This window comes from Streptomyces sp. NPDC059851, from assembly GCF_042732005.1.
GTDB lineage: Bacteria > Actinomycetota > Actinomycetes > Streptomycetales > Streptomycetaceae > Streptomyces.
Map to the genome: position 1 here is coordinate 26792 of NZ_JBHWJJ010000002.1, position 22078 is coordinate 48869.

At 72.4% G+C, this 22078-nt stretch carries 20 protein-coding genes and 1 pseudogene; 9 read left to right on the plus strand and 12 right to left on the minus strand.

Annotated elements, in window-relative coordinates; translation table 11 throughout:
- Positions 1 to 47: 47 nt before the first annotated feature.
- Both ACFV7Q_RS00710 and ACFV7Q_RS00715 read right to left on the minus strand, forming a co-directional pair.
- Positions 48 to 692, minus strand: a complete 645-nt coding sequence (locus tag ACFV7Q_RS00710; protein WP_385422076.1) for a DUF6230 family protein — start codon at positions 690 to 692, stop codon at positions 48 to 50.
- A gap of 605 nt (positions 693 to 1297) precedes the next feature.
- A complete protein-coding gene (locus tag ACFV7Q_RS00715; RefSeq protein WP_385422078.1) occupies positions 1298 to 2290 on the minus strand; it encodes a tetratricopeptide repeat protein in 993 nt (330 codons plus the stop codon).
- A 320-nt stretch (positions 2291 to 2610) separates the two neighbouring features.
- Between ACFV7Q_RS00715 and ACFV7Q_RS00720 the strand changes: the two genes are divergently transcribed.
- Positions 2611 to 3240, plus strand: a complete 630-nt coding sequence (locus ACFV7Q_RS00720) for a TetR/AcrR family transcriptional regulator (RefSeq protein ID WP_385422080.1) — start codon at positions 2611 to 2613, stop codon at positions 3238 to 3240.
- A gap of 244 nt (positions 3241 to 3484) precedes the next feature.
- Here the strand turns inward: ACFV7Q_RS00720 and ACFV7Q_RS00725 are convergent, their stop codons facing one another.
- From ACFV7Q_RS00725 to ACFV7Q_RS00740, 4 genes are all read right to left on the minus strand, one after another.
- Positions 3485 to 5185 (minus strand): methylmalonyl-CoA mutase, encoded by a 1701-nt coding sequence (locus tag ACFV7Q_RS00725; RefSeq protein ID WP_385422082.1) that lies wholly within the window; start codon positions 5183 to 5185, stop codon positions 3485 to 3487.
- Between the two features lie 75 nt (positions 5186 to 5260).
- Positions 5261 to 5590 (minus strand): DUF3817 domain-containing protein, encoded by a 330-nt coding sequence (locus ACFV7Q_RS00730; protein ID WP_385422084.1) that lies wholly within the window; start codon positions 5588 to 5590, stop codon positions 5261 to 5263.
- A gap of 109 nt (positions 5591 to 5699) precedes the next feature.
- Positions 5700 to 6209 carry a MarR family winged helix-turn-helix transcriptional regulator gene (locus tag ACFV7Q_RS00735; RefSeq protein ID WP_385422086.1) on the minus strand — a complete coding sequence of 170 codons (510 nt, stop codon included), beginning with the start codon at positions 6207 to 6209 and terminating at the stop codon, positions 5700 to 5702.
- 21 nt (positions 6210 to 6230) lie between these two features.
- Positions 6231 to 7502, minus strand: a complete 1272-nt coding sequence (locus tag ACFV7Q_RS00740; RefSeq protein WP_385422088.1) for an MFS transporter — start codon at positions 7500 to 7502, stop codon at positions 6231 to 6233.
- A 163-nt stretch (positions 7503 to 7665) separates the two neighbouring features.
- On the opposite strand from ACFV7Q_RS00740, the gene ACFV7Q_RS00745 reads away from it, so the two are divergent.
- Positions 7666 to 8667: a DUF5937 family protein gene (locus ACFV7Q_RS00745; protein ID WP_385422090.1), complete on the plus strand. Its 1002-nt coding sequence runs from the start codon at positions 7666 to 7668 to the stop codon at positions 8665 to 8667.
- 441 nt (positions 8668 to 9108) lie between these two features.
- Here the strand turns inward: ACFV7Q_RS00745 and ACFV7Q_RS00750 are convergent.
- Positions 9109 to 9435: pseudogene (locus ACFV7Q_RS00750) on the minus strand (XRE family transcriptional regulator); the annotation flags it as partial.
- A 264-nt stretch (positions 9436 to 9699) separates the two neighbouring features.
- On the opposite strand from ACFV7Q_RS00750, the gene ACFV7Q_RS00755 reads away from it, so the two are divergent.
- Positions 9700 to 9930 carry a hypothetical protein gene (locus tag ACFV7Q_RS00755; RefSeq protein ID WP_385422092.1) on the plus strand — a complete coding sequence of 77 codons (231 nt, stop codon included), beginning with the start codon at positions 9700 to 9702 and terminating at the stop codon, positions 9928 to 9930.
- A 262-nt stretch (positions 9931 to 10192) separates the two neighbouring features.
- On the opposite strand, the gene ACFV7Q_RS00760 is transcribed toward ACFV7Q_RS00755, so the two are convergent.
- The gene (locus tag ACFV7Q_RS00760; RefSeq protein WP_361088838.1) at positions 10193 to 10483 is read right to left on the minus strand and encodes an MTH1187 family thiamine-binding protein; all 291 of its coding nucleotides are present in this window, start codon (positions 10481 to 10483) and stop codon (positions 10193 to 10195) included.
- Positions 10480 to 10845 carry a DUF3817 domain-containing protein gene (locus ACFV7Q_RS00765; RefSeq protein ID WP_385422094.1) on the minus strand — a complete coding sequence of 122 codons (366 nt, stop codon included), beginning with the start codon at positions 10843 to 10845 and terminating at the stop codon, positions 10480 to 10482. The genes ACFV7Q_RS00760 and ACFV7Q_RS00765 overlap by 4 nt, the downstream gene beginning before the upstream one ends.
- Positions 10846 to 11066: 221 nt before the next feature.
- Between ACFV7Q_RS00765 and ACFV7Q_RS00770 the strand changes: the two genes are divergently transcribed.
- From ACFV7Q_RS00770 to ACFV7Q_RS00785, 4 genes are all read left to right on the plus strand, one after another.
- Positions 11067 to 11705 carry an AIM24 family protein gene (locus tag ACFV7Q_RS00770; RefSeq protein ID WP_385422096.1) on the plus strand — a complete coding sequence of 213 codons (639 nt, stop codon included), beginning with the start codon at positions 11067 to 11069 and terminating at the stop codon, positions 11703 to 11705.
- Positions 11705 to 12355 (plus strand): AIM24 family protein, encoded by a 651-nt coding sequence (locus ACFV7Q_RS00775; RefSeq protein WP_179173249.1) that lies wholly within the window; start codon positions 11705 to 11707, stop codon positions 12353 to 12355. The genes ACFV7Q_RS00770 and ACFV7Q_RS00775 overlap by 1 nt, the downstream gene beginning before the upstream one ends.
- An 11-nt stretch (positions 12356 to 12366) precedes the next feature.
- Positions 12367 to 13164 (plus strand): AIM24 family protein, encoded by a 798-nt coding sequence (locus tag ACFV7Q_RS00780; protein ID WP_385422098.1) that lies wholly within the window; start codon positions 12367 to 12369, stop codon positions 13162 to 13164.
- A gap of 63 nt (positions 13165 to 13227) precedes the next feature.
- The gene (locus ACFV7Q_RS00785; RefSeq protein ID WP_385422233.1) at positions 13228 to 13704 is read left to right on the plus strand and encodes a MarR family winged helix-turn-helix transcriptional regulator; all 477 of its coding nucleotides are present in this window, start codon (positions 13228 to 13230) and stop codon (positions 13702 to 13704) included.
- 151 nt (positions 13705 to 13855) lie between these two features.
- On the opposite strand, the gene ACFV7Q_RS00790 is transcribed toward ACFV7Q_RS00785, so the two are convergent.
- The 3 genes from ACFV7Q_RS00790 to ACFV7Q_RS00800 form a co-directional block, all read right to left on the minus strand.
- Positions 13856 to 13930, minus strand: coding sequence for a 50S ribosomal protein bL37 (locus tag ACFV7Q_RS00790; RefSeq protein ID WP_099895366.1), 75 nt, complete (start codon positions 13928 to 13930; stop codon positions 13856 to 13858).
- A gap of 156 nt (positions 13931 to 14086) precedes the next feature.
- The gene (gene meaB, locus ACFV7Q_RS00795) at positions 14087 to 15046 is read right to left on the minus strand and encodes a methylmalonyl Co-A mutase-associated GTPase MeaB (RefSeq protein WP_385422100.1); all 960 of its coding nucleotides are present in this window, start codon (positions 15044 to 15046) and stop codon (positions 14087 to 14089) included.
- An 86-nt stretch (positions 15047 to 15132) separates the two neighbouring features.
- A complete protein-coding gene (locus ACFV7Q_RS00800) occupies positions 15133 to 16335 on the minus strand; it encodes an acetyl-CoA C-acetyltransferase (RefSeq protein WP_385422102.1) in 1203 nt (400 codons plus the stop codon).
- A gap of 137 nt (positions 16336 to 16472) precedes the next feature.
- Here ACFV7Q_RS00800 and mce point away from each other — a divergent pair, with 137 nt between their 5' ends.
- Both mce and scy read left to right on the plus strand, forming a co-directional pair.
- Positions 16473 to 16916 (plus strand): methylmalonyl-CoA epimerase, encoded by a 444-nt coding sequence (mce, locus tag ACFV7Q_RS00805; protein WP_385422104.1) that lies wholly within the window; start codon positions 16473 to 16475, stop codon positions 16914 to 16916.
- Positions 16917 to 17487: 571 nt separating this feature from the next.
- Positions 17488 to 22017 (plus strand): polarized growth protein Scy, encoded by a 4530-nt coding sequence (scy, locus tag ACFV7Q_RS00810; RefSeq protein WP_385422106.1) that lies wholly within the window; start codon positions 17488 to 17490, stop codon positions 22015 to 22017.
- The last annotated feature ends 61 nt before the right edge of the window (positions 22018 to 22078 follow it).

Sequence of the window (22078 nt, forward strand, 5' to 3'; positions counted from 1 at the left end):
GCCGTCTGCCTGCCGCCCGCGCCGCCCGGTCGCTCACCGGAAACGGATTACTTGACTTCCGAGTCCTGGTAGCACGGCTGATCGCCGCCCATGAGGCGCAGCTTCAGGTCGGGCAGCTTGAACGTGCCCGCCGTCGTCGCCCACGCCTTCTGGCGCACGTTCGTCAGCACCGCGCGGTCGGCGCGCTGTGAGAACGCGTACTTGTTGGAGACCGTGCCGGCCTGCGGCTTGGTCTTGTGGCTCTCGTCGCCCACCGCGACACCGATGTCGAGGTTCTCGAACTCGGCGTCGGTGTCCAGCTCGGCGACATCCAGGTAGATGTTGGTGGCGACGGCCGGCGTGCCCTTGTGGCCCGTCCGCAGCTGCAGCGTGATGTTACCCAGCGGCGTCGGGGTCACCAGAGACTGGCACATATTGGTGATCTCGGCGCGACTGAACCCGGAGATCGTGACCGGGTGGTGCGCCTCGTTGCCCTTGAGATCGTGGCCCTTGGCGATGCCGCCGTACTGGATGAGGTCCCTGCCGTCAAGCTTGTCGGCCCGGACCTTGAAGTCCTGACCCGAGACGCTGAACGACGCCGCGAGGGCGCCCTGTGCCAGACCCACACCGACCGCGGCGGTGGCCGCGATGCTCGGCACCATGACGAGCGCGAAGCGCTTCCATCTGGTTCCGCCACGAACCTGAGAACTCATGTTGTTCCTCCTTCTCGGACGTACATCTCCGGTCCGGGCAGGGCCCGTCCTGGGATGGGAGAAGTGCTACGTCCTCGGGAAGGAGCGCAGGCGGCCGTGCCGCGGCCGGGCCGCGTCCGATACACCGGCGTTCACCCCCGAGCGACAACCACTGGGCCACGCGTTCGCGCGACCAGGAGGACAGGCTCCGCCGGTGCGGCGAAGACCCCCCTGTCCTGCGGCCGGTGCCACTGTCACCGGCCGGCCCGGTGGGGACCCTTCACCACGGCTCCGGCTGGCGGCACTGCGGGAAGGACCGAGCGTCGCCGATCGTGGTCCATTCGGCGCCGGGGCACAAGGGGGTTCGTTACTGGCGGGTAACGGCCTGATAACCGGGGGCCGACCCGCAGCCATCGGGAAGCAACACAGGGTGCCACCCAAGGCCACGACAGAACGGGAGGAAGAGGAATACACCGGACAGTTCACGGGGTTCCATTTACTGCGAGTAACAGCGGCCGCAATTACCAAGTTTTGGTAAAACGCGGCCGCTGTTTATCTCCGTGTCAACAAATCACCGGCCGGTCCGCGACTGCTCCGCGGCCCGGCCGACCGTGCCCGCGAGCCGCCTAGAACAGCGCCCGCGAGAGCGCCGTACGCGCCGCCGTGACCCGGGGGTCGTCCGCCCCGATGACCTCGAACAGCTCCAGCAGCCGTACCCGTACGGCGTTCCGGTCGTCCCCGGCGGTCACCCGCACGGCGTCGACCAGGCGCCCGAAGGCGTCCTGCACGTGGCCGCCGGCCATGTCCAGGTCCGCGGCGTCGATCTGGGCCTGCGGGTCCTTCGGGTTCTCAGCCGCCCTGGCGCGCACCGCCTGCGGGTTCATGTCCTTGACCCGGGCGAGCAGCTCGGCCTGCGCCAGGCCCAGCTTGGCCTCCGTGTTGGCCGGGTCCTCCGAAAGCACGTTCGCGTACGCCTGCACCGCGCCGGCCAGATCGCCCGCGTCGAGCGCGGCCACGGCCGCCTCCAGCAGCGCGTCGTGCGGTCCGGCCGGGGCCTCGGCGGTGACCGCGCCGCCGCCCTCGGCGGCCGGGTCCACCGGGATGCCGATGATCCCGAAGCGCTCCTCGGCGACCTGCACCAGCTGGGCGAGGGTCGCGCGGATCTCCTGCTCGGGAGCGACGCCCTGGAACAGCGGCAGTACCTGGCCCGCGACCACCGCGAACACGGCGGGGATGCCCTGGATGCCGAACTGCTGCATCAGCATCTGGTTGGCGTCAACGTCGATCTTGGCCATGACGAGGCGGCCGTTCGCCTCGACGACGAGCCGCTCCAGCAGGGGGCTGAGCTGCTTGCAGGGCTGGCACCACTCGGCCCAGAAGTCCAGGATGACCGGGACCTCGGAGGAGAGCTGGAGGACGTCGCGCTCGAATCCGGCCTCGTCGACGTCGATCACCAGCGCCGACGGGGGCACCGCGCCGCCGGCCGCGGGCGCACCGCCCTGGGCGGCCTGCCGGGCCGCCTCGGCCCGCGACTGCTCGGCCTTCGCCTTGGCCTCGGCGGCCGCCTTCACCGCGGCGAGGTCGACGACGCCGCTCATGGACATGTTTCTGGGCTGCATGCGTACATCCTCCCCCCTGTGCGCGCACCGACGAAAAAGATCGGCCGAATTGCCCTGCCGGCCGCAGCCGGTCCGGCCCGCGGTCGAACGGTCCGGTGATGCTGTCGTGCCCTGGAACTGCCGTGTGGTGGTGCTGTGGTGGCGCCGGGTCCCCACCTGGCGCCGGTAGCTCTTCGCGTGGTTGCCGCTCTTACGCTACGAGCCGTAGCGTAACTCCCCACGGGTCTCCGTGGACCCCGCGAGCGCACTCGTACCCCGTGATCTGAAGCACACACCCTGGGGCCCGGCGGTTCCGCTACCGGCGGGTATGGTTCTGCGCCATGCGCAACCCCAGCTCCCCCGGCGGCCGCATCGGCCGCCCCAGAAGCGCCGCCGCGGACGCAGCGATCCTCGCCGCGACGCGGGACGCACTGGTCGAGCTGGGCTGGTCGAAGCTGACGATGGGCGACGTCTCGACCCGGGCCGGAGTTGCGAAGACCACCCTGTACCGCCGCTGGGCGGGCAAGAACGAGCTGGTCGTGGATGCGGTCGCGGAGCTCTTCGACTCCCTCGAACTCCCCGACCGGGGCTCCCTCGAAGCCGACATCGAGGACGTCGTCCTGCAGTTCGCGGAGCTGTTGCGGCGCCCCGAGGCCCGTACGGCCCTGATGGCGGTCGTCGCCGAGTCCACGCGGGACGAAGCCCTGCGCGACCGGATCCGGTCCGCGATCGTGGACCGGCAGAAACGTCTCGTCGTACAGGGCCGCGAACGGGCCCAGGCCCGGGGGGAACTCCCGCGCGAGGAGGACGCCGCCCTCGCCGGGCGCACCACGGACCTGATCTTCGACGTGATCGCGGGCACGGTGGTCCACCGCGCGCTGGTCAGCTCGGAACCGGTGGACGAGGTGTGGGTGGCCGCCTTCACGGCCCTGCTGATGCACGGCTTGCGGGGCGCCGCCGGAGCCGCGTGATCCGCCTGGTCCGCACGGTTCACGTGGTACGCCCGGTGCACGTGGTACGCCCGGTGCACGTGGTACGCCCGGTGCACGTGGTACGCCCGGTGCACGTGGTACGCCCGGTGCATGCGGTGCGCCCGGTCCCCGGTTACGGGGAAAGCCGGTCGCGGCTGCCTCAGGGCAGCGGCACCGCGACCGGCCTTCGTCCTGCCTCCGGCGGCCCCCGGGGGAAGTCGGGCAGCGCCGGGGTGTGCGGGGGCTAGAAGCCCGCGGGCTCCGTGTAGGTGCCCCACTCGTCCCGCAGCGCGTTGCAGATCTCGCCGAGCGTGGCCTCGGCGCGCACCGCGTCCAGCATGGACGGGATCATGTTCGACCCGTCGCGGGCGGCGTCGAGCATGGCCTTCAGCGAGGCCCGCACCTTCGCGTCGTCGCGGCGCTCCTTGCGTGCGGCGAGCACGCGCACCTGCTCCCGCTCGACCTCGTGGCTGACGCGGAGGATCTCCAGGTCGCCGGTGACCGAGCCGTGGTGGACGTTGACGCCGACCACGCGCTTGTCACCCTTCTCCAGCGCGCGCTGGTAGACGAAGGCCGACTCGGCGATCTCGCCGGTGAACCAGCCGTCCTCGATGCCGCGGAGGATGCCCGAGGTGATCGGCCCGATCGGGTGCTTGCCGTCCGGGTGGGCGCGCAGGCCGCGCTCCTTGATCTGGTCGAAGATCTTCTCGGCGTCGGCCTCGATGCGGTCGGTGAGCTGCTCGACGTACCAGGAGCCGCCCAGCGGGTCGGCCACGTTGGCCACGCCGGTCTCCTCCATCAGCACCTGCTGGGTGCGCAGGGCGATCTCGGCCGCCTGCTCGCTCGGCAGGGCGAGGGTCTCGTCGAGGGCGTTGGTGTGCAGCGAGTTCGTGCCGCCCAGGACGGCCGCGAGGGCCTCCACGGCGGTGCGCACCACGTTGTTGTACGGCTGCTGCGCCGTCAGGGAGACGCCGGCGGTCTGCGTGTGGAAGCGCAGCCACATCGACTTCTCGTTCTTCGCTCCGTACACCTCCTTCATCCAGCGCGCCCAGATCCGGCGGGCGGCGCGGAACTTGGCGATCTCCTCGAAGAAGTCGAGGTGGGCGTCGAAGAAGAAGGACAGGCCGGGCGCGAACGTGTCGACGTCCATGCCGCGGGAGAGGCCGAGCTCCACGTAGCCGAAGCCGTCGGCCAGCGTGTACGCGAGCTCCTGCGCGGCCGTCGCCCCGGCCTCGCGGATGTGGTAGCCGGAGACGGACAGCGGCTTGTAGGCGGGGATGCCCTTGGCGCAGTACTCCATGAGGTCGCCGATGAGGCGCAGGTGCGGCTCGGGTTCGAAGAGCCACTCCTTCTGGGCGATGTACTCCTTGAAGATGTCCGTCTGGAGCGTGCCGTTGAGGACGGCGGGGTCCACGCCCTGCCGCTCGGCCGCCACCAGGTACATGCAGAAGGCGGGCACGGCCGGGCCCGAGATCGTCATCGAGGTGGTGACGTCGCCGAGCGGGATGTCCTTGAAGAGGACCTCCATGTCGGCGGCGGAGTCGATGGCGACGCCGCAGTGCCCGACCTCGCCGAGCGAGCGGGCGTCGTCGGAGTCGCGGCCCATGAGGGTCGGCATGTCGAAGGCCACGGAGAGCCCGCCGCCGCCGGCGGCCAGGATCATCTTGTAGCGCTCGTTGGTCTGCTCGGCGTTGCCGAAGCCGGCGAACTGTCGGATGGTCCAGGTGCGACCGCGGTAGCCGGTGGCGTGCAGGCCGCGGGTGTACGGGTACTCACCCGGCCAGCCGATGCGCTCGAAGCCCTCGTAGGCGTCGCCGGGCCGAGGCCCGTAGACCGGATCGACGGCATCGCCGGAGAGCGTGGTGAAGTCGGCCTCGCGCTTGCGGGCCTTGTCGTAACGGGCCTGCCAGCGGCGGCGGCCCTCCTCGATGGCGTCAGCGTCCATGCTTCGAATTTACTAGGACGTCCTAGTAAATGTCGATGGGAAACCCCGGGGAGCTTTCTCCCCGGGGTTCGGCAGCTACGCGTCGGCCGTGGCCAGGTCGTCCGTGATCAGCGGCTCGATGTCGGCGCGGACCTTGCGTTCGACGAAGAACGCGGCGCCCGGGATGGTCCCGGACAGCATCACCCACAGCATCCGCCCGAAGGACCAGCGCGCCTTGGAGCTCAGGTCGAAGGCGAAGACCAGGTAGACCATGAAGAGCACGCCGTGGGCCTGGGACACGGCGAAGGTCAGGCCGGCGCCGGTGTCGAAGCCGTACTTGGCCACCATGCAGCCGCAGAGGATCAACAGCATGACGGCGGTCACGTAGGCCATGACGCGGTAGCGGGTCAGCACGCTTCGTTTCATGGCTACGAGCGTAACGGGGGCTCCCGGGCCCGCCGACGCCGGGCGCACGAAGCCGCAGGCGGCCGACGGACGGTGTGAGCAGAACCACGGCGGTCCGCCGCCGCGGGGCCTACCGCTCCTCGAAGTCCCCCGCGGACACCCGTAGCGGCCGCAGCATCGCGAAGATCTCGGCGCATTCCTCGGCGTCGTAGGTGTGCAGCCCGAAGTCGATCGCCATCAGGTCCTTCGTGGCCGCCTCGACGACCTCGCGGCCCTTGTCCGTGATGCTCGCCAGGGTGCCGCGGCCGTCATTGGGGTTGGGGCGCTTGGCCACCAGCCCGGACTTCACCAGCCGGTCCACCGTGTTCGTCACGGACGTCGGGTGGACCATCAGCCGCTCGCCGATCTTCGACATCGGCAGCTCGCCCGCCTTCGAGAAGGTGAGCAGCACGAGCGCCTCGTACCGGGCGAAGGTCAGGCCGTACGGCTTGACCACGGCGTCGACCTCGCCGAGCAGGATCTGGTGCGCCCGCATGATCGAGGTGATGGCTGCCATCGAGGGCGCCGGCCCCCACCGCCGCTGCCACAGTTCGTCGGCGCGGGCGATGGGGTCGAAGGAGAGGCTGAGCGGCTTGGACACGTATATGACCCTACCGGGCGGTCATTTGGCGGTGTGCCCCGTCTCACTCCTCGGTCCGCTCCCCCGGGTGGCGGAGCGCAGCTCGGCGAGCAGGAGCAGGACGACGGCCGTCCCGAGGACGGCGGCCCCGACGACGACCAGATGGACCGGAACGAATTCGGCGGCGAGGCCGGCCAGCGCCATGCCCACCCCCTGGAAGGCCATCAGGCCGGTGCCGAGCAGGGTCATGGCCCGGCCGCGCAGCTCCTCGGGGACGGCGTCGACGTACCACTGGTCGAGGCCGAGGGTGTGGGCCTGGGCCAGCCCGACGGCCAGCAGTGCGGCGAGGACCACGGGCACGCCGGGCCGGACCGCGTACACGAGCAGGGGCAGCAGGCCGACGGCGGCGAGCGGGGCCACCATCCGGGAGCGGGCGGCCGGGCCGAGCGCCGAGCCGGCCCACAGTTCACCCGCGATGGTGCCGACGGGCAGGGCGCACATCATCACCCCGAGCGCGGCGGTGCCCGCGCCGATGGCGTCGGCGTACGGGGCGAGCAGCGCCTCGGGGGCGATCACGAAGACCGGTGGCAACCAGAACAGCAGGGTCAGCGCCCGCAGCCGGCGCTCGCCCAGCACGGCCCGGATCCCTGCGAGCGTCGCGGCAGCCCCAACGGAGGTCCCCGCGGAGGTCCCGGCGGCTGCCCGGGCGGGCCGGGCCCTGGTGCCGTAGCGCAGCAGCAGGGCGGAGCAGAGGAAGCCGGCGGCGGTCAGCGCGATGGCGGTGCGCGGCGCGAGGACGGTGAGCAGCAGCCCGCCGAGGCCGAAGCCGACGAGCTGGGCGCTCTGGGCCACCATCCGCATCAGCGAACGGCCGAGGACGAAGGCGTCGCCGGGACCCAGGATGTCGCCGAGGGAAGCGTTGCGGGTGCCCTGGAACAGCGGCGCGACGAAGGCCATGGCGGCGCGCAGCACGAGCAGCGCGCCGACGGGCGTACCGGGCAGCACCATGGCGGCGGCACACCCGGCGCAGAGCAGGTCGCAGGCGGTGAGGACGCTGCGGGCGGGACGGTGGTCGGCCAGGGGCGCCAGCAGGATGCCGCCGAGGCCGTACGGCAGGAAGCCGAGGGCGAAGGCGAGCGCGCTCATCAGCGGCGAACCGGTGGCGCGGAAGACGAGGACGGTCAGGGAGATCTCGGCGACGACGATGCCGAGCACGGACAGCAGGTGGGCGACGAAGACGTACCGGAACTCCCGGACCCGGAAAACGGGGCGGTAGCCGCCGCGGGCTGCCCGGTGGGCGGTGGTGGTGGCCATGCCGACACCCTGCGGGGCTACGGTGGGCCGCGGCAGTGATTCGCCCCTGCCCGAATCACTCACGGGGAACCGGAGGATCGCGCAGGATCACGAGGGATCACGATCACGAGGGCGGACCTCGGGGCCACGAGGGGAGCGGGGGAACGAGGAGGGGGACCGGACCATGGCTTTCCACTTCCGCTTCGGGCCGGCCGACCTGCTGCGCTGCCGGTTCTCGATCTCGCCGCGCTGGGAGACCCAGGAGGCGGTGCGCACCCTGATGCGCCCGCACCGGCACGCCTACCACCTGCCCTGGCTGCGGCAGATCCGGGCCGCCGCCGAGGGGCTGGACCTGCGGCCCCTGTGGCTGCTGATGCCGGGGGCCGGCCACAACCCGGACTTCCTCAGCCCGCCGCCCGTCGGGCCGTCCGTCACCTTCGAGGAGGAGCTGGCGCGGGTCCGGGCGGCCGGCTCCGCGGATCCGCACGCCGTACGGGAGGACCTGCGGCGGGCCCTGGTGTGCAGCCCGGGCGCGGCGGAGAGCGAGGCCGGCCGGCGGATGCTCGCGGACCCGGCGCGGGCCGTGCGGGAACTGTCCGACCTGCTGGAACAGGCCTGGGCGACGCTGATCGCACCGCACTGGCCGCGGCTGCGGGCGCTGCTGGAGGCCGACATCCTGTTCCACTCGCGGCGGCTCGCGGCCGGCGGCCTGGAGGCGTTGTTCGACGGGCTCCACCCGGACCTGGCCTGGTCCGGCGACACGCTGACCATCCGGAAGCCGGGCCACCACGACCGCAGCCTGGACGGGCAGGGGCTGCTGCTCATGCCGAGCGCGTTCGTCTGGCCGGAGGTCGTCGGCGGCTACGACCCGCCCTGGCAGCCGACGCTGGTCTACCCGGCCCGCGGCATCGGCGCCCTGTGGACGGCCCCGGCCGGCCCGGCCCCGCAGGTTCTGGCCCGGCTGCTCGGCCGGGGCCGCGCGGAGGTGCTGTGTGCACTGGCCGAACCGGCGTCCACCACCGCCCTGGCCCGGCGTCTCGGGCTGGCGCCCGCCACGGTTTCCGCGCACCTGAAGGCACTGCACGGAGCGGGCCTGCTCCTCGCGTCCCGCCACGGCCACCACATCCTCTACGAGCGCACCCCCCTGGGCATCGCCCTGGCAACGGGCGCACCCCCACCGCCGTGACGCGGCGGCCCCGCCGCGGTCCCGCCGCAGGGTGCGCAGGTGCCGGCCGGGGTCCGCCCCCTCCGGCGCGGCCGGGGCATCCCGGTCAGCGGACCGCGGCCAGGCCGTCCTCGTACGCCTCGTTGCGCCCTTCGGCCGACACCGTGCCCGCGGATTCGCGGGCACCGCGCCGACCGGGAGACCGCCCGCCGCCGGCGCCTCGCAGGCGAGCGGGAGAGCCCGCTGCACACCACGCCGTACCGCATTCCGTTCCGCCGCATCCCACGCCGCCCCCATCGGGACGCCCGGGGCCGCACACCCGTCGAACTCGCAACGTCTGGTACCCCGTTCGAAGATGAGGCTCCGACGGAGCGTTAGGACAGGTGGCGTTCGACTGCGGCGGCCTTCGACGTCAGGCCGTGGTCACCCCGGGCCGGTGTCCGCCTTCAGGGCGCACGTCCCCTACTGGACGGGGCGCCCCCGCTCCCACAGTTCTTCAGCATGGTCCCTGAACCGGTCGAACATCCCGCCGTCGCCTTGGCGTCGGAGGTGGAGCACCGGGGAGTCGTGCCCGACGACCCGGGCCAGGTGGGGCGTGACAAGCGCGTGCTGATCGAACCGGAAGACGCTGAGTCCGACGTGGTTCACGGCGTCGGAAGCGGCGCTGAACCGGGCTTCCAGTCCTTCGAGGGGTCCAAGTCGGGTCAGATGCTCCAGCGTGATCCGGATGCGCGTGGAAACCGTGAGGGCAGCCGCTTCGACCTCTTCCCGTTGGCGAGTGATCTCGCCTCAACCGTCCGCGGCACGGGAGGATACGTCCCCGGGGGAGGACGAACATCGCACCGTCCGGCAGGCGACGCGGAGGATGCGACATGGCGACGGCAGCACGACAGGAAGCCACCCGGCCGGAGGGCCCGGAGCCGCCCGGCCATGAGTGCCGGGTGTGCCGCGCGCTGGCCGCTGACCTGGAGGTGGCCGAAGCGGTCGGCAACCTGGAGGCGGCCGGACTGTTGTGTACCGAGCTGCGCAACCACTCCGCGACAGGGGTGCGGGATGACCGTTCGAGCCGTTCTTCGCCACGTCCGCTACGTGATGCGCCGACACCTGTCGGCGGAGACGACCGCCACGGCGCGGTGCCTGGACCCGGATTGCGAGTGGAGTTCCGCCCCGACCGGGAACGCGGACGTGTGCACCGACATGTGCATCGAGCACACGGGGCGGACGGGGCAGATGACCTTCCTGCGGGAGTTCTCGGAGGTGGCCGTCGTGGAACGCGTCCCGTGAGCGCCCCTGCCCGGCTGACGGTCCTGGTGCTCGACGAGGGCTCGGCCGCACCGCCCTGGCCTTCCGGCCCGGTGATTCCGTACGTCCGCCGGCAGCGCAACCCGATCGACGTGGCGCGCTGCCGCCGCGAGGCCTACCGGGAGAACCGGGCGGGGCGAGGGCCGGGCCGCATGCCAGGCGCCGCCCGCGGTCGATGCCGAACGGGAGGGCCCGGGTTCCGCAGTTGCGGCCCCGCCAAGCCCAGGCACCGGCTGTCGGGCCGTCAGGCAAGGTGGCGCTCCACCGTGGCCACCTTCGACGTCAGGCCGTCCGTGACCCCGGGGCGGATGTCCGCCTTCAGGACGAGCGACACCCGGGGCGCCCGTGCCTCGACCGCGGCGACGGCCCGCCGGACGACGTCCATCACTTCGTCCCACTCACCCTCGACGGAGGTGAACATCGCGTCGGTGCGGTTCGGCAGCCCCGACTCCCGCACCACCCGCACCGCCTCGGCCACGTACTCGCCGACCTCTTCGCCGACCCCGAGCGGGGTCACCGAGAACGCGACGATCACGCGTCGGCACCCGCGCCCGCGCCGGCCGCCTCGCGGCGCGCCCGGGCCGCGACGACGCTGTCGGCCTCCTCGCGCTTGAGCAGCTTGTCGCCGTACAGGCCGCCGAACGGCACCACGGCGAGCAGGAAGAACAGCGCGGCCTTCTTGAAGGGCCACTTGGCCTTGTTCCAGACGTCCAGCAGGAACAGCGTGTAGATGACGAACAGGATTCCGTGCAGGGCACCCAGCGGGGGCATCAGGTAGTCGATGTCCGAGATCCGGCTCAGCAGCGAGCCGAAGATCAGCAGGGCGGGGAACGACAGCGCCTCCGGTACGGAAACGAGGCGCAGCCGGTGCAGGGCGGAGGCGGTCTTGATGTCCATCATCAACCTTCGGAGTGGAGGTCTGGGGCCCGTCCAGTGTCTCAGTCGCTTTGCCCGATCTTGACCCGGGGTCGGGTTCCGCTGCGCCCGCCCGCACCCGCGCCCGCACCCGTGCTGGTACCCGCGCCGGCACCCCCGTGCACGCCCGCTCCCGCGGCCCGACACCGGTATCGGACCGAGGGGCCCTGTTCGCCTCCGCCCGCTGCCGTTAACGTCATCCCGTGGCTCAGTTCCGACTCCAAGGCAGCAAGGTGCTCGCCGTCGACCTGACCGGGGACGCCGTGAAAGCGAAGAACGGCTCCATGGTTGCGTACGACGGCCAGATGGCCTTCAAGAAGATGACCGGCGGTGGCGAAGGCCTCCGCGGCATGGTGACCCGTCGCCTGACGGGTGAACAGATGACCGTGATGGAGGTGCAGGGGCACGGCACCTGCTTCTTCGCCGACCGCGCCAGCGAGATCAACCTCGTCAACCTGCACGGCGAGAAGCTGTACGTCGAGTCCAGCAACCTCCTCTGCACGGACGCGTCCCTGCGCACCGGCACCACCTTCACCGGCCTGCGCGGCGGCGCGACCGGCAACGGCCTGTTCACCACCACCGTCGAGGGCACCGGCCAGGCGGCTCTCATGTCGGACGGCCCGGCGGTGGTCCTGCGGGTCAGCGCCCAGTACCCGCTGTCCGTGGACCCGGGGGCGTACATCGCGCACACCGGCGACCTGCGCCAGTCCTTCCAGTCGGGGGTCACCTTCCGGACCCTGCTCGGCGAGGGCTCGGGCGAGGCGTTCCAGATCCGGTTCGAGGGCGAGGGCCTGGTGTACGTGCAGCCCAGCGAGCGCAACACCATCGGGGGCGACGTCTGATGCCGTTCCGCGAGATCAACTCGAAGATGGTCGAGGCCCAGGTCGTGCCGGGGCAGAAGATGTACAGCCAGCGGGGCGCGATGCTCGCGTACCGCGGCAGCGTGTCCTTCACCCCGAGCCTGACCGGCGGCCAGGGGGGCGTCATGGGCATGATCGGACGCCGGGTGGCGAACGAACAGACCCCGCTGATGGAGGTCGAGGGCAGCGGCACGGTGATGTTCGGCCACGGCGGCCACCACGTGCAGGTGATCAACCTGACCGGCGAGACCCTGTACGTCGAGGCGGACCGACTGCTCGCGTTCGACGGCACGCTCCAGCAGGGCACCATGTTCATGGGCTCGCAGGGGGGCGTCATGGGCATGGTGCGCGGTCAGGTGACGGGGCAGGGCCTGTTCACCACCACCCTCAAGGGTCACGGTTCGGTCGCCGTGATGGCCCACGGCGGGGTGATCGAGCTCCCCATCACCCCGAACCGTCCGGTCCACGTCGACCCCCAGGCGTACGTGGCCCACCACGGGGACGTCAGGAACAAGCTCTCCACCGCGCTCGGCTGGCGCGACATGGTGGGGCGCGGCTCGGGCGAGGCCTTCCAGCTGGAGCTGTCGGGTCAGGGCGCGGTGTACGTACAGGCCTCGGAGGAGAAGCTGTGAATTTTGGTCCCGTGACCGGCGGACCGGGCGGCCCGACGGTCTTCGACCCGTACACCCTGCCCTCCGACGACAACGTCAACGCGTACACCTTCTGCGTGGAGCTCAAGGGGAACCAGTGGTTCCTGCAGAAGGGCAAGATGATCGCGTACTACGGGCGCATCGAGTTCGACGGGATCGGCAACGGCCGGTTCGACCGGCTGCTGCGCACGAGCTTCCACTCCCCGCTGCACGCCGGCGACTGGGTGGTGGCCCAGGGCCAGGGCAAGATGCTGCTGGCCGACCGTGCCTTCGACGTGAACTCGTTCGACCTCGACAACGGCAACCTGACGATCCGGTCGGGGAACCTGCTGGCGTACGAGCCCTCCCTCTCCCTCAAGCAGTCCATCGTCCCGGGCTTCCTCACCCTGATCGGAACCGGCAAGTTCGTGGCTGCGTCCAACGGACCGGTGGTGTTCATGGAGCCCCCGCTGCGCGTGGACCCGCAGGCACTCGTCGGCTGGGCGGACTGCCCGTCCCCCTGTCACCATTACGACCACGGGTACATGTCGGGCGTCCTGGGCGGCCTGCGCTCCCTGACCGGCATCGGCGGCACCTCGGGCGAGGAGCACCAGTTCGAGTTCGTCGGGGCCGGAACGGTGCTGCTGCAGTCGTCGGAGGCACTGATGGCGGAGCAGTCGGTCGGGACGGTCGGCGCCGAGCCCGGGGTTCCCGGCGGCGGCAGCGGCCACGGTTCGGCCGGGCAGCTGGAGGCGCTGGGCATCCGGATGCCGGGGCAGCTGGGTGACCTCCAGCGACGCTTCGGGTTGTGATCGTCAGCTTTCCCGATTTTGTACGTCATTCAACTTCTTAGGTAGAGTTCATTCATGGAGACCATGGAGACCGAGACGGCCACCCGCTGGCTTACCGATGCCGAGCAGTGCACCTGGCGGATCCATCTGGACGTCAGCAGACTGCTGATGCACCAGCTGGAAAAGGATCTCCAGCCCTTCGGACTCACCAACAACGACTACGAGATCCTGGTGAACCTCTCGGAGTCCGCGGACCACCGGATGCGGATGAGCGATCTCGCGACGTCCACGCTCCAGTCCAAGAGCCGGCTGTCGCACCAGATCACCCGGATGGAGAACGCCGGCCTGGTCGTCCGCGTGAACTGCGAGTCCGACCGCCGGGGCCTGTACGCCGTCCTGACGGACGAGGGCATGGAGCTGATGCGGAAGGTCGCCCCGCACCACGTGGCGTCCGTCCGCCGACACTTCATCGACCTGCTGCCGCCGGAGGCCCTGGCGGCGCTGCGCGGCTCGCTGGAGCCGGTCGCGGAGCACCTGCGCACGCAGCGCGGCAAGGGCTGATCCGAACCGGGACCCCGGTGTGGTGATCATCGCGCGTAGACCACGCCTCACCAGCAACGCCCTCCGCGACCGCACCACCAGCACCACACACCACAGGAGCCGCACCTCGTGACGGGGTGCGGCTCCTGTGTGGTTCCGGCCGGGGCCGCGGTCAGGCGTTGGGGCGCTTCCCGTGGTTGGCCTTCTTCTTCTTGCGCGCTCGCTTCTTGTTGCCGCGCTTCGCCATGACGCCACTCCCTCGGTGGGCTGATACCGGGCATTCCGGGCGTCGCCAGTCTACGTTCGCCCCTTCCCGGCCCGCAGGGGCCGCGCAGCCGTCCGGGTGAGCCGCCCGGGAGCGGAGCGGGGCCGCCGCGAGCGGGCCGGGACGGCCCGAGCGGGTTCAGCCCTCCGTGAGGGTGGCCAGCAGGGCGTCCGCGGCCGCGTACGGGTCGAGCTCGCCCCGGGCCACCCGCGCCGCCAGGGCCCCCAGGTGGGCGTCCCCGTGCACGTCGGCCATCCGGGTCCGCAGCGAGGTCACGGCGATGGTCTCCACCTCGCGCGCGGCCCGGGCCGTGCGCCGCTCGGCCAGCACCCCGTGCTCGTCCATCCACGCCCGGTGCTTCTCCAGCGCCTCGACCAGCTCGTCGACGCCCTCGGCCCGCGCCGCGACCGTCTTGACGATCGGCGGCCGCCAGTCACCGGGCCCCCGCGCCTCGCCGAGGCCCAACATGTGGTTCAGCTCCCGGGCGGTCGCGTCGGCGCCGTCCCGGTCGGCCTTGTTGACCACGTACACGTCGCCGATCTCCAGGATGCCGGCCTTCGCGGCCTGGATACCGTCGCCCATCCCGGGAGCCAGCAGGACCACGGACGTGTCGGCCTGGGAGGCGATCTCCACCTCCGACTGTCCGACGCCGACCGTCTCGACCAGGATCACGTCGCAACCCGCCGCGTCCAGCACCCGGATCGCCTGCGGGGCCGCCCAGGCGAGGCCGCCCAGGTGGCCGCGGGTGGCCATCGAGCGGATGTACACGCCCGGGTCGGAGGCGTGGTCCGACATGCGCACCCGGTCGCCGAGCAGCGCGCCTCCGGAGAACGGCGAGGACGGGTCGACGGCGAGTACGCCGACCCGCTTGCCCGCCCTGCGGTACGCCGACACCAGTGCCGAGGTGGAGGTGGACTTGCCGACGCCCGGGGAGCCCGTCAGGCCCACCACGTACGCCCCGCCCGTCAGCGGGGCCAGCGCCGCCATCACCTCGCGCAGCTGCGGGGACGCCCCCTCGACCAGCGAGATCAGCCGGGCCACCGCTCTGGGCCTGCCGTCGCGCGCCTGGGCCACCAGCTGGGGGACGTCCACCGTCATGCGTGCTGCGCTCCTCGTTCTCGCCGCGGATGCGGATGGGGTGCGCCCGTACCCGGCGCGGGACGCCGGGTACGGGCAGGGGGTTACTAGGCCTTGGGGACCCGGACGATCAGGGCGTCGCCCTGGCCGCCACCGCCGCAGAGCGCGGCCGCGCCGACGCCGCCGCCGCGGCGGCCCAGCTCCAGCGCCAGGTGCAGCACCACACGGGCACCGGACATGCCGATCGGGTGGCCCAGGGCGATGGCGCCGCCGTTGACGTTCACCTTTTCCGGGGTCACGCCGAGGTCCTTCATTGACTGCACGGCGACCGCCGCGAAGGCCTCGTTGATCTCGATGAGGTCGAGGTCGGAGACCTCCAGGCCCTCCTTCTTCAGGGCGTGCAGGATCGCGTTCGAGGGCTGCGACTGCAGGGAGTTGTCCGGGCCGGCCACGTTGCCGTGGGAGCCGATCTCGGCGATCCACTCCAGGCCCAGCTCCTCGGCCTTGGCCTTGCTCATCACGACCACGGCGGCCGCACCGTCGCTGATCTGCGAAGAGGTGCCGGCGGTGATGGTGCCCTCCTTGGCGAAGGCCGGGCGCAGCTTGGCCAGGGACTCCACCGTGGTCTCCGGGCGGATGCCCTCGTCCTGGCTGAACAGCACCGGGTCGCCCTTGCGCTGCGGGATCTCGACCGGGGTGATCTCGGCCTCGAAGACGCCGTTCTTCTGGGCGGCCGCGGCGCGCTGGTGGGAGCTGGCGGCGAACTCGTCCTGCGGACCGCGCTCGATGCCGAGGCGGGCGTTGTGCTTCTCGGTGGACTCGCCCATCGCGATGTTCTCGAAGGCGTCGGTGAGACCGTCGTACGCCATCGCGTCGAGCATGCCGATCGCGCCGTACTTGAAGCCCTCGCGGGACTTCGGCAGCAGGTGCGGGGCGTTGGTCATGGACTCCTGGCCGCCCGCGACCACGATGTCGAACTCCCCGGCGCGGACGAGCTGGTCGGCCAGGGCGATCGCGTCGAGGCCGGAGAGGCAGACCTTGTTGATCGTCAGGGCGGGCACGTTCATCGGGATGCCGGCCTTGACCGCGGCCTGGCGGGCGGGGATCTGGCCCGCGCCGGCCTGCAGCACCTGGCCCATGATCACGTACTGGACCTGGTCGCCGGCGATGCCGGCCCGCTCCAGGGCGGCCTTGATGGCGAACCCGCCGAGGTCGGCACCCGAGAAGGACTTCAGCGAACCGAGCAGCCGCCCCATGGGCGTGCGGGCCCCGGCGACGATCACGGACGTGGTGTTGTTCGTTCCGGACATGGAGCACAGCCCCTTGAGGATGAGGAGTGAACGAGGGTTTACCTGAATGTACTGAGCGGTACCCGCGCCGTCATCGGGCAGTCGGTGTGATCGCTGGCACGTTGCGTGACCGCCGCCCGCGGCGGTCCACTGGTTCCATGCTGACAAGAATCGACCACATCGGGATCGCCTGCTTCGACCTGGACAAGACCGTCGAGTTCTACCGTGCCACGTACGGCTTCGAGGTGTTCCACACCGAGGTCAACGAGGAGCAGGGCGTCCGCGAGGCCATGCTCAAGATCAACGGGACCTCCGACGGCGGCGCCTCCTACCTGCAGTTGCTGGAGCCCACCCGCGAGGACTCCACGGTCGCCAAGTGGCTGGCCAAGAACGGCGAGGGCGTGCACCACATCGCCTTCGGCACGGAGGACGTCCGCGGGGACTCCGAAGCCATCCGCGGCAAGGGCGTCCGGGTGCTGTACGACGAGCCCCGCCGCGGCTCGATGGGCTCCTCGATCACCTTCCTGCACCCCAAGGACTGCCACGGGGTCCTCACCGAGCTGGTCACCTCCCACCCGGAGGCGGCCGGGCACGAGGGCTGATCGGCCCCGGAGCCGCCGGGTTCGCGTGCGGCACACCACCGCCCGTGGCGTGCCGCGCGCATCCGGCCGTCCGCGTCACCCGTGGCGGCGACGTTCGCGCCCTCCGGTCCGGAGGGCCCAGTACGCGCCGCACGTTTTTTTGATCACATGCCGAGCGGTGCGCGGGAAGCCTTCCGCCCGGATCCGCACCGTCCCCGGGCACCGGCAACGGCGTGACCTGCACGGCCGGATGCGAACCGGAACCGCTGGCCCCACCCCGGATCCATCCATGCGAACATCGCAAATCCACCCTCAAGGGGCGTCCTTGCCCGTCCGCTCCGCCCTCTCCGGCACCCGCGGAGGGTCCTCACGGGCAACCGCGCCCGGGATCAGTGGAAGCACGCACTGATGTCCCCATTCCCCGGCCGGTAGAGTGGCCGTGGCTCGGCCGGGGTTCGGTGCTTCAGACAGGGTCGGGGCCTGTGACCCCTGCCCGGGTATCTGACACCATTCCCCCGGGGGCGCCGTTCAGCGGGCGGACGGTGCTCATTTGGGAGTGAGCTTGCGACCAGGGGACGGATGGGACCGCGCTGTGCGGGGCTACGAAAGCCAGGAGAGCCTTCAGGCTGAAGCCGATCATCTCTCGCTCTTCGAAGCGGAGATGGAGCGGCTCAAGAAGGAGCGCGGAAAAGCCGTCCAGCACGCCGAGGACCTCGGCTACCAGGTCGAGGTCCTGCGCGCGAAGCTGCACGAGGTGCGGCGCGCCCTCGCGTCCCGGCCCGCGTACGACGGCGCGGACATGGGATACCAGGCGGAGCAGCTGCTGCGCAACGCCCAGATCCAGGCGGACCAGATGCGTTCGGACGCCGAGCGCGAACTGCGCGAGGCCCGGGCGCAGACCCAGCGCATCCTGCAGGAGCACGCCGAGCACCAGGCCCGGCTGCAGGCCGAGCTGCACGCCGAGGCCGTCAACCGCCGTCAGCGCCTGGACCAGGAGCTCAACGAGCGCCGCCAGACCGTCGAGGCGCACGTCAACGAGAACGTCGCCTGGGCCGAACAGCTGCGCGCCCGTACGGAGTCCCAGGCCCGCCGACTCATGGACGAGTCCCGTGCCGAGGCCGAGCAGTCCCTGAACGCCGCCCGGGCCGAGGCCGCCCGCGTCGCCGAGGAGACCCGCCGCCGCCTGGCCGCCGACGCCGAGGCCGCCCGCGCCGAGGCCGAGGCGACGCTGCTGCGCGCCCGCAAGGAGGCGGAGCGGCTACTGACCGCCGCCTCGACGCAGGCCCAGGAGGCCACCGAGCACGCGGAACGGCTGCGTTCGGCGACCACCGCCGAGGCCGAGCAGACCCGGCAGCAGACCCTGGACCTCGGCCGCGTCGCCGAGCAGCGGGTCCAGGAGGCCGACGGAGCCCTGCGCGAGGCGCGGGCCGAGGCGGAGCGGCTCCTCGCCGAGGCCAAGGAGAGCGCCGCCCGGCAGCTCGCCTCGGCGGAGTCCGTCAACGAGCAGCGCACCCGCACCGCCAAGGAGCAGGTGGCCCGGCTGGTCGGCGAGGCCACCAAGGAGGCCGAGACCCTCAAGGCCGAGGCCGAGCAGGTGCTCGCCGACGCCCGCGCCGACGTGGAGCGGCAGCGCGCCGAGGCCGCGGAGCAGGCCCGCGCCGCGGCGGCCGAGGACACGGCCGCCCAGTTGGCGAAGGCCGCCCGTACGGCCGAGGAGATGCTGACCAAGGCGTCCGAGAACGCGCAGGCCACCACCCGGGCCGCGTCCGAGGAGGCCGAGCGGATCCGCCGGGAGGCCGAGGCGGAGGCGGAGCGGCTGCGCGCCCAGGCCGCGGCCACGGCCGCGGAGCTCAAGGGCGCTGCGAAGGACGACACCGAGGAGTACCGCGCCCGCACCGTCGAACTCCAGGAGGAGGCGCGGCGGCTGCGCGGCGAGGCGGAACAGCTGCGCGCCGAGGCGGTGGCCGAGGGCGAGCGGATCCGCGGCGAGGCCCGCCGCGAGGCGGTCCAGCAGATCGAGGAGGCGGCCAAGACCGCCGAGGAGCTGCTCGGCAAGGCCAAGGCGGACGCGGACGAGCTGCGCGCCGGGGCGACCGCGGAGAGCGAGCGGGTGCGCGCGGAGGCCGTCGAGCGGGCCACCACCCTGCGCCGGCAGGCCGAGGAGACCCTGGAGCGGACCCGCGCCGAGGCCGAGCGGCTGCGCGCCGAGGCCGAGGAGCAGGCCGAGGCGGTGCGCGCCGAGGCGGACGCCGCGGCCCGCGCCCGGCGCGAGGAGACCGAGCAGGCCCTGGCCGGCAAGCGCGCCGAGGCCGAGGAGGAGCTCACCCGTCTGCACGCGGAGGCCGAGAACCGGCTGGCCACGGCCGAGCAGACGCTGCGTGACGCCCGCGGCGCGGCCGAGGCCATCCGCCGCGAGGCCGGGGAGGAGACCGACCGGCTGCGCACCGAGGCGGCGGAGCGCATCCGCAGCCTGCGGGAGCAGTCGGAGGCGGAGGCCGACCGGTTGCGCACCGAGGCCGCGGACGATGCCGGCCGGGCACGGGCCGAGGCCGAGCAGGTGGCCGTACGGCTGCGCACGGAGGCGGAGACCGAGGCCGAGCGGGTCCGCACGGAGGCCAAGGAGACCGCGGACCGGCTGCGCGCCGAGGCGAAGGCCGCCGCCGAGCGGGTCGCCGAGGAGGCGGCCGAGGCGCTGGCCGCCGCGCAGGAGGAGTCCTCCCGGCGTCGCCGGGAGGCCGAGGAGACGCTGGCGTCGGCGCGGACCGACGCGGACAGCGAGCGGGCCCAGGCCCGCGAGCAGAGCGAAGAGCTGCTGGCCGCGGCCCGCAAGCGCACGGAGGAGGCGCAGGCCGAGGCGGCCCGCCTGACCGAGGAGGCGGAGCGGCGCGCGGCGGAGCTGGTGTCGGCGGCGGAGGCCACCGCCCAGCAGGTACGGGACTCCGTGGCCGGGCTGCACGAGCAGGCCGAGGAGGAGGTCGCCGGGCTGCGCAGCGCCGCCGAACACGCGGCGGAACGCACCCGGACGGAGGCCGAGGAGGAGGCCGCCCGCGTCCGCGCCGACGCGTACGAGGAGCGCGAGCGGGCGACCGAGGACGCCGACCGGATCCGCACCGAGGCCCGTACCGAGACCGATGCGGCGAAGGCGCTGGCCGAGCGTACGGTCGCGGAAGCGATCGCCGAAGCGGAGCAGCTGCGCACCGACACCGCCGACTACGCCCAGCGGGTGCGTACGGAGGCCACGGACGCGCTGGCCGCGGCGGAGCGCGACGCCGCCCGTACCCGGGCCGATGCCCGCGACGACGCGAACCGGATCCGCGGCGAGGCCGGGGAGGCGTTGGAGGCGTCGCGCGCCGAGGGTGCGCGGATCGTCGCCGACGCGACGGCGGAGGCCGAGCGGATCACCGAGGAGACGCGCGCGGCCAACGAGGCCACCGTGGCCGGGGCGGCCGCGGAGGCGGAGCGCCTCACGACCGAGGCCGAGGAGGTGGCCGAGGCCACCCGTATCGAGGCCGCGGGCGTCCTGGACGAGGCCCGGTCGGAGGCCAACCGGCTGCGTACCGAGGCCGCGGAGCAGGCGGACCGGCTCGTCACCGAGGCCGCGTCCGAGGCGGAGCGCCTCACCGAGGAGACGCGCGCGGCGAACGAGAAGACGCGCACCGAAGCGGAGGCGAAGGCCGACAAGCTCACCCGGCAGGCGGCCGACACGATGGCCGCGGCCGAGCGGGACGCGGCCCGCGTCCTGGTCGACGCGCGCAACGAGGGCGACCGCCTGGTCGACGAGGTGCGCGCGGCCAACGAGCTGACGGTCGGCGAGGCGGCCGAGGAGGCCGAGCGGCTGCGCACGGAGGCGGCGCAGGTCCTGGAGGACGCCCGCGCGGAGGGCGGCCGGATCGTCGGTGACGCCACCGCAGAGGCGGACCGGGTCACGGCCGCGGCGGCCGAGACGCTGGAGAGCGCCGAGCGGGAGTCGCAGCAGACCCTCGACGAGGCGCGCGCCGAGGCGGGCCGGCTCCGGTCCGAGGCGGCCGAGCAGGCGGACCGGCTCATCACGGAGGCGGCGGCCGAGGCGGACAAGCTCACGGCGCAGACCCGCCGGGACAACGAGCGCACGGTCGGCGAGGCCGCGGCCGAGGCCGAGCAACTGCGCGCTGAGGCCACGGAGGCGCTGTCCTCGGCGCAGGAGCACGCGGCACGCACCCGCTCGGAGGCCGACCGGGTCGAGGCGGAAGCGCTCGCGGAGGCGGAGCGCACCCTGACCGCGGCGCGCGAGGAGGCCGAGCAGCTGCTGGACGAGGCGCGCGAGGAGGCCGGCAAGCGGCGTACCGAGGCCGCGGAGCAGGTGGACCGGCTCATCTCGGAGGCGGCGGCCGAGGCGGACAAGCTCGCCGCGGACGCGCTGGCGCAGGCCGTGGCAGCGACGACGGCCGCGGAGGAGCAGGCCGACCAGATGGTCGACGCCGCCCGCAAGGAGGCGAAGCGGATCGCCGCGGAGGCCACGGTCGAGGGCAACTCCCTGGTGGAGAAGGCCCGCACGGACGCGGACGAACTGCTGGTCGGCGCGCGTTCGGACGCCGCCGCCATAAGGGAACGGGCGGAGGAGCTGCGCTCCCGGGTCGAGAGCGAGATCGAGGAGCTGCACGAGCGGGCCCGCCGGGAGACGGCCGAGCAGATGAAGTCGGCCGGCGAGCGCGTGGACAAGCTGGTGCGCGCGGCGACCGAGCAGAGCGCCGAGGCCGAGGCCAAGGCCAAGGCGCTGGTGTCGGACGCCAGCAGCGAGGCGAGCAAGGTGCGCATCGCGGCGGTCCGCAAGGCGGAGACGCTGCTGAAGGAGGCGGAGCAGAAGAAGGCCGAGCTCTCCAGGCTGGCGGAGGCCGCCTTGGCGGAGGCGAAGGAGGAGGCCGAGCGGATCGTCGAGGAGGGCCGGCGCGAGCTGGAGGTCCTGGTGCGCAGGCGGGAGGACATCCAGGCGGAGATTTCCCGTGTCCAGGACGTTCTTGAGGCGTTGGAATCTTTCGAGGCGCCCACGGGCGGAAAGCCGTCGATCGGCAGCCAGGGTTCGGGCGGCATGAAGGCCGGTGCCGGTGCGGGGTCCACTCGTTCGGGTGGCAAGTCGTCGGAGTAGCCCACGGGCGGACGCATTGTGTGCACCTGATGGAGGTTCAGGCGAACGAGTGACAAGCATT